Source organism: Corynebacterium sp. zg-331, assembly GCF_014267345.1.
Lineage (GTDB): Bacteria > Actinomycetota > Actinomycetes > Mycobacteriales > Mycobacteriaceae > Corynebacterium.
Window position 1 is genome coordinate 102,167 of record NZ_JACMYD010000005.1, and the last position, 6,896, is coordinate 109,062.

Consider the following 6,896-nt stretch of genomic DNA (forward strand, 5'->3'; position numbering starts at 1 on the left):
ATGAAGATCACCCGCGCCCTCTTCGGGGTGGCCATCGCCCTTAGTGCCACCCTCACACCCGCGGCACACGCCAGCACCATCGTTCACCAGGCCATGGCGATCAAGGCCGCCGAGGGCTACCAGTGCACCCTCACGGTGGTCGATGAGACCACTGCTTATACCGCCCTGCACTGCGGATTCGGCAACTGGCGGGTGGGCGACACTATCCGCTCCCTCGACACCGGGCAGCCCCTGGGCACCATCACCGCCCTGGGTTCTGACCTCGCCCAGCCCCTCGACGCCGTGCAAATCGCCCTCGATCCCGACGTGCAGGTGGCCGACGAGGTAGCCCGAGGCGACTCCGCCGCCCTGCGCACCGGGGACATCGTGCAGTTCCAGGCACCCGGCAACTACGCGGTGGGCGTCATCACCGAGGACGTGCCCCGCTACGTCTCCGTGGGCAGCAACCTCTACCCCAGCCTGCTCATCAACTCCAACGTGGTGACCTACGCCGGCAACTCCGGCGGACCGCTCATGGACGAGGAGGGCAACGTGGTGGCCGTGCTCTCCGCCGGGAATCAGGAGGACAACTCCCTGTTTACGCCCCTGCACCTCATCGAGGAGGGGTTCGGGGAGCATAGCCGGGACACACGCAGCTCGTAGTCGCCGACGCGGTCCATGAGCTCCCGGTCGTGCGTCACCAGGATCACCACGGCCCCCTCCTCGGCGCAGGATCGGATGACCATGGCCATCTGCTCCATCGCCCTGAGATCCAGCCCGGACGTCGGCTCGTCGAAGACGATGACCTCCGAGCCCGCGATCCGCGCGGTCGCCACCGCCAGGCGCTGTCTCTGCCCACCGGAAAGGCTCAGCGGGTGTCGATCGCCCAGGCCCGCCAACCCGAGCGAGGCAAGCAGCACCTCCTCATCCCTCGCGCCGCGCGCGCTAAGTCGCAGCTCATCCTCGACGCTCTCGCCGAACAGCTGACGATTCACGTCCTGCATCACGGCCGAGCACACCGCCCGGCGTCGCCGGAGGGAGAGCTCCTGCCCATCCAACCGCACGACGCCCTCGGCCTTCTGTAGGCCGACAAGCACGCGGAGCAGCGTCGATTTCCCCGCACCGTTGCGGCCGGTCACGCAGGTCACCGCTCCCCGGGGAAACCGCGCGGCCGGGAGGGACAGCCTCTTCTTCCCCGATCGGCGCACGACGAGGTTCTCCGCGGTCAGGCCGTCCCCTCCGGTCCGCGGCACCGGGGCGAGCCCGTCTTCCGGTGGCTCCTCGAATGCGCGTAATCCCCCGGCGATGCGCTGCTGCGGGGTCATGGCCCAAAAATCGTCGGCGGACCGGTCGCCGACGATACGACCGCCCTCCATCTGCACCACCCGGTCCACGACGCCCACGAGGTGGTGCATCCGGTGCTCGGCGATGATGACCGTCGCCCCGGCCTTCCGCACGCGCCAGACCGCCTCGGTAAAGCGACGGGTGCTCTCGATGTCAAGGTTCGCGGTCGGTTCGTCGAGCAGGTAGAGCTGCGGCCGGGACACCACGGCGGCGGCGAGCGCCACCCGTTGCCGCTCACCGCCGCTGAGCTCCGCCATGCCTCGACTCAGGAGCCCGGTGAGCTCAAAACGACCGGCGGCGGCATCCACCCTCGCGAGGATCTCGTCTCGAGGTAGCTCCGCGTTCGATACCCCGAAAGCGATCTCGGACAGGACGTCCGTGGCAAAGAATTGGGTGCGGGGATTCTGGAACACGGTCGCGGCGGTACGCCCGGCGGTGGCGAGATCGATTCTCGACGGGTCCTGCCCTCCGACCTCAACGTGGCCGGAGACGCGCCCAGGGTACACGTGCGGAACGAGTCCGTTGACCACGCGCAGCAGGGAAGACTTCCCCGCCCCGGAATGCCCGGTGACGAGGACGATCTCACCGGGATCGATCCGGAGTGTGACGTCATCGAGGAGCGCCTCGCCGCCGGGATCGGTGGTGAGGGTGAGGCCGCGGATATCGACGACCGGGCGGGAAGAATCGGGTATCGGGTCGGTAATCATGGATCTCCTGGAGGTCAGGGGCGTTCAGAGGGACTGCTGCACGGCGAGCACGCCCACCGCAACCGCGACGATAAGCAGCAGCGCATCGACCCACCCCAGCCGCAGGGACACGACGGAGGTGGGCGTGCGCGTGCAACCGAGGCCCCGGAGCAGCGCGGAGGCAGAGAGCTCGTCGCCGGTGTGCACGGAACTCGCCACGAGCGGCAACACCGCCCGGCGAATCGCCGTCACCGGGTGCAGGAAGAGGGCCGCCCCCGAGGAAACGATCCCCCGGAGGACGAGATTGTCACGGATGGTGCGAGCATCATCGACGACGACCGGCAGGAAACGCACCGCGACGACCGCCGGGACCGCCAGTACCCGAGGCACTCTCCCCCACCTCATCGCCGCGAGGAGCGAACCGGTGGTGATCCCGCCGAGGAGCACCCACGACAGCAATCCCACGAGGAAGAAACGATAGGTGAAGGTAAGGGCGAAGACGACGAGGACGGGCACTACGCCGTGCACGCCGAAGACCAGCGCCGCCTCCAGGACCAGAACAACGACGGCGAGAACCGGCCGACCGACGGCGAGCAGGGCCGCGATGACGATCGCCGCGCCGACGACCTCGACCAGCTCGGTGCCGACGGTCAACAGGGAAATATTGATGATGACGAGGGAGACGACGGCGACGCGGGCATCGCACCCGGGATTAGAGGCCCGCACGAGAGAAATACGATCGTAGGACGCGCTGACCGATCCACCCGCCGATGAGCGCGGCGAGGAAGAAGAGAACAATCATCGCGATGACCATCGGCGTGGAGAGAAAGTCGCTGAAGCGCTGGGCCCACTCGGGGTCAGAGTTCTCTGCGTACCGGGTAATGATCTCGTCCCGCATGAACAGCAACGGCAGCAAGGACCCGATGGGGTAGATGCCGAAGATACCGTAGCCGAGGATCGTGCGCCCGGCGTCCCGGTAGCCGCCGCTACGGATGATGAGATCGGCGATGAGGCCAAGGAGGAAGGCAATCGGGACGCCGACAAAGGCGTCGCCGAGCAGGCCGGAGATGAGACTCAGCAGCGTGGCGGCGGTCGTCACGAGACCAAATCCGTGAACGCGCCGGATAAACAGCGCGAAGGGGATGCCATTGACGATGATCGCGGCGACGGCTCCGAAGGGCTGCACCTCCGGCCCGAGCACCCCGATGACGTTGAACAGCACGTTGATCACCGCAAAGATCACCGTGAAGATGCCGACGGTCACGAGGTCACGGCCGGTGATCCCACCGGAGCGGGTGGGGGTGTTCTCAGGAATAGTCACTGGAAGAGATCCTTTCGTGAAGGGAGGTTCGTGGTTGGTTCTCGCCGGTCGGCCGCGAGGTTCCAGCGGCCGGCTTCCTCGCGGAGGGACCAGAATCGTCGATAGCGATCGTCGTCACGCGCAAGTTCCTCGTGGGTTCCCTGGGCGACGATCCGCCCGCCTTCGAGCAGAAGTATCTGATCGGCGCTGCGGATGGTCTCCAGCTGGTGGGCGACAACGATGACGGTCGCGTCGCGGGACAGGTCCGCGAGGGCCTCGGTCACGGCCCGGCGGGTGATGGAGTCGAGGGCGCTACTCGGCTCGTCGCACAGGACGAGCGGGGCCTTGCGCAGCAGCGCCCGGGCAATGGATACGCGCTGGCGCTCGCCCCCGGAGAGCAAGCTGCCGCCCTCCCCGACGCGGGTATCCCAGCCGTCGGCGAGGCGGTCGGCGATCTCCGTGACGTGCGCCCAGTCGGCGGCCGCGCGGATGTCTTCCGGGGACGCCGACGGGTCCCCGAGGGCAATATTCGCCCACAGGGTGTCGTCGAAGAGGTAGACGTCCTGAAAAATCATCGACAGGTTACCGTAGAGATCGGTCGTCGTCATGTCCCGCAGGTCTACGCCGCCGATCTCCACGGAGCCGGAATCGACGTCCCACAGCCGGGCGAGGAGCCGCACGATGGTGGTCTTGCCGGAACCGGAAGGACCGACGAGCGCGGTATAGGTCCGGTCCGGGATCGTGAGGTCCACACCATCGAGGATCCGGTGTCCGGTCGAGTCACCGTCGTAGCTGAAGCGAACATCGCGAAGGCGGACGTCGGCCCGCTCCGGGAAAGACACCGCAGCGGCCGGCTCAGGCAGGCCCGGCGTGTCCAAGAGCGCGCGGACCTCATCAATCTCTTTCTTTGATTGATGCAGGGCCGTGGACATGGACGACACCACCCGCAGCGGCCCCGCGGCAAGGGTAACGAGGCCGATAAGCGCCACCGCCGTTACGGCATCACCATCGCCTCCCACGTCCGTCCACAGCGCGAGCGCCGCAACCGCGCCGAGGATGAGCTGAATGATAAATCCCTGGAGCACCATCCCGCCGACGGATAACCACAGCGCCCTGCGGCTCATCGCCCGTTGCCGGTCGATGGCCCGGTGCAGCGGAGGGTAGTCCGCGGCGATGCCGGAGGAACGCAGGACCTGCTGGCCCCGGGCGAACTCCAGCAGCCGGAAATCCGTCTCCGCGCGCACCTCCCGCACCCGCTCTTCCCCGGCGGACTCCCACCGGGCGGCGACGCGAGAGGATAGGTACACGATCGGCCCGGCGAGAACGAGCGCCAGGCCGACCCGCCAGTCCAGCAGCAGCGCCCCGACGGCGATCGTCGCCGGGGCGGTGATATTCACGGTCAGGGGGACCAGGACGTCCATCGCCGCCGTGGCGACGAAGAGCGTTCCGCGCACCGCCGAGTGGGATGCCCGGCCCTGTGATTCCGGGCCGAACCAGCTCAGCGGTAAACGGAGCAGTGTCTCCCCGAGGCCTCGGTGCATCGACCGGATAACGCCGAGGGAGCCGGTGAACCCGCGATTCGTGGCGACGGTCATGATGACGGAGTGGATAACGACCGCGACGGCGAGAACGGCGAGTGCCCGCCCCGTGGCGGACCAGTCGGCGCGGAAAAGCGAGGTGAGAACGGGAACCATGAGCAGGACGGCGATGCCCTGCGTGATCCCGGCCGCGACGGCGAGAGCGAGCACCTGGCGCATACGCCGGGTGTCCTGTCCGTCGGTGAGGGCGAGTAGTGAACGGATCATCGGGTGGCCTCCTGTTCCATGTCCTCCCACATGCGGGCGTACAACCCGCCACAGGCGACGAGTTCTCCGTGCGTCCCCGATTCGACGAGGGCTCCCCGATCCATGACGAGGATGCGGTCGGCATCCGCGATGGTCGTGAGCCGGTGGGCGATGACGACAATGGTCCGGCCACGCGTGAGGCGGGTCAGCCCCTCCTGGATGGCCGTCTCGGATTCGGGGTCGGTTGCAGACGTGGCTTCGTCGAGAATGAGCACCGGGGTGTCGGCGAGGAGAGCGCGGGCAATGCCGATGCGCTGGGCCTCCCCGCCGGAGAGACGGGCGTCCTCACCCACCACCGAGTCATACCCGCGGGGCAGGGCGAGGATGCGGTCGTGGATATTCGCCGCGCGGGCGGCCTCGATCACCCGCTCCTCCGGTGCGTCCGGGGCGCCGAGCCGGATGTTGTCGATGACGGACATGGACAGCAACCCCGCGTCCTGGAAGACGGTGCCGACGGTGCGGCGCAGAACCTCCGGGGCGATGTCCCGCACATCGACCCCGCCGACGGCGACGGTTCCGGCATCCGCGTCCCGGAATCGGGCGATGAGGGCGGCAAGCGTCGACTTGCCGGAACCGGACGGTCCGACGAGGGCGGTGACGCCGCCGGCGGGGATCTCTGCGGTCACTTTATCCACGGCCGGGGTGTCCGCGCCGTAGGAGAAGGTGACATCGCGCAGCGAGACGCCGTAGCTCGATCCGTTCGGATGTGGGCGGCGTGGGGAGTCGGTCACGGGCAGCTCGGGTTCGTCGAGGATCTCGACGATGCGCCCGGCGGCATCGACGGCCTGGGTGCGGGCCTGGTTGCCGAGGGCAAGGGTCTGGAGGCTCACGGGGAGAAACATCGCGATGATGGTGACGACGAGCACGTCGGCGGGGCGGGTCCATCCCACGTGCACAAACCACGCGCCGAAGGCGAGTTCGACGGCCCCGGCGAAGGCCGCGGACAGGAAGATCACCGCGACAGACTGGGCGCGCATCTGCGGCGCGACCATCGCGGCGAAGGATCGAAGGAAGGTATCCGAGCGCTCCGCGAACCGGCGAGAGCCCTCCTCACCGTGGTTGAAGATCTTGAGGACGGCGATGCCATTGACGTATTCCACGACCGCGTCAGAAACCCCGGCGAGTCCCTCGTGGATGCGATCCATGACCTCCCGATTGGAACCGCTGGCGAGGGCGCTGAACGCCGCGAGATAGAGCACACCCGGCAGCAGGGCGACGAGGCCGAGTCGCCAGTCGAGAAGGAAACACACGATGATGCTCGCAAGAGGCGTGAGTGCGCCGGCGACGAGCTCGACGACGGTGTGGGCGACGAGCTGGTGCAGCGAATCGACGTCGTTCTGGACGGCCTGGCGCACCCGCCCGGAGGAGCGGTCATCGAACCACCCGAGGGGTAGCCGGGAGAGTTTCGCCGCGAGGGTGCGGCGCAGGCGAGCCTGGAGGCTCACGTCCGCAAAGTGCGTGATGAGCAGGGCCAGAGCACCGAAAAGAGCGCTGAGCCCGAGGCCGGTGAGAAACCACAGGAGGGGTCCGGTCACGGCGGTATCGCCATCGAGGAGACGGTCGGCCAGGGCCGCGAGGGCCAGGTAGGTCACGACGGTTGCCGCCGAGCCGAGCACCTGGAGGATCACGCCGGCCGTGAGCGCGGGCACGACCGGGCGCAGGATACGAGTCATCGCACCCGGTGGAGCGAGGGTGTCACCCCCGGGATCCTCCGATGCCACCGGGTGAGCGTGTGCGGTCATG

At 68.0% G+C, this 6,896-nt stretch carries 6 protein-coding genes; 1 reads left to right on the top strand and 5 read right to left on the bottom strand.

Annotated features, from left to right (window positions below; all coding sequences use genetic code 11):
* Positions 1-642: a trypsin-like serine protease gene (locus H7347_RS07425; protein ID WP_152822834.1), complete on the top strand. Its 642-nt coding sequence runs from the start codon at positions 1-3 to the stop codon at positions 640-642.
* Here the strand turns inward: H7347_RS07425 and H7347_RS07430 are convergent.
* From H7347_RS07430 to H7347_RS07450, 5 genes are read right to left on the bottom strand one after another with little or no spacing between them, the layout of a single operon-like run.
* Entirely contained in the window at positions 558-2,030 is a 1,473-nt protein-coding gene (locus H7347_RS07430) for an ABC transporter ATP-binding protein (RefSeq protein WP_152822836.1), read from the bottom strand. The two genes, H7347_RS07425 and H7347_RS07430, sit on opposite strands and share 85 nt — an antisense overlap.
* A 24-nt stretch (positions 2,031-2,054) precedes the next feature.
* Positions 2,055-2,735, bottom strand: a complete 681-nt coding sequence (locus H7347_RS07435; protein ID WP_186337361.1) for a CbiQ family ECF transporter T component — start codon at positions 2,733-2,735, stop codon at positions 2,055-2,057.
* Positions 2,722-3,330, bottom strand: a complete 609-nt coding sequence (locus H7347_RS07440; RefSeq protein ID WP_370513940.1) for an MptD family putative ECF transporter S component — start codon at positions 3,328-3,330, stop codon at positions 2,722-2,724. Before H7347_RS07440 ends, H7347_RS07435 begins: the two co-directional genes overlap by 14 nt.
* Positions 3,327-5,114 (bottom strand): ABC transporter ATP-binding protein, encoded by a 1,788-nt coding sequence (locus H7347_RS07445; RefSeq protein ID WP_152822842.1) that lies wholly within the window; start codon positions 5,112-5,114, stop codon positions 3,327-3,329. The genes H7347_RS07440 and H7347_RS07445 overlap by 4 nt, the downstream gene beginning before the upstream one ends.
* Complete coding sequence (locus H7347_RS07450) at positions 5,111-6,895, bottom strand: ABC transporter ATP-binding protein (RefSeq protein WP_152822844.1); 1,785 nt, start codon at positions 6,893-6,895, stop codon at positions 5,111-5,113. The genes H7347_RS07445 and H7347_RS07450 overlap by 4 nt, the downstream gene beginning before the upstream one ends.
* Between the last annotated feature and the right edge of the window lies 1 nt (position 6,896).

Bases quoted from the DNA above. Each gene is read 5' to 3' on its own strand.
- H7347_RS07425 (WP_152822834.1), top strand. From the start codon at position 1: ATGAAGATCACCCGCGCCCTCTTCGGGGTGGCCATCGCCCTTAGTGCC.
- H7347_RS07430 (WP_152822836.1), bottom strand. From the start codon at position 2,030: ATGATTACCGACCCGATACCCGATTCTTCCCGCCCGGTCGTCGATATC.
- H7347_RS07445 (WP_152822842.1), bottom strand. From the start codon at position 5,114: ATGATCCGTTCACTACTCGCCCTCACCGACGGACAGGACACCCGGCGT.
- H7347_RS07450 (WP_152822844.1), bottom strand. From the start codon at position 6,895: ATGACCGCACACGCTCACCCGGTGGCATCGGAGGATCCCGGGGGTGAC.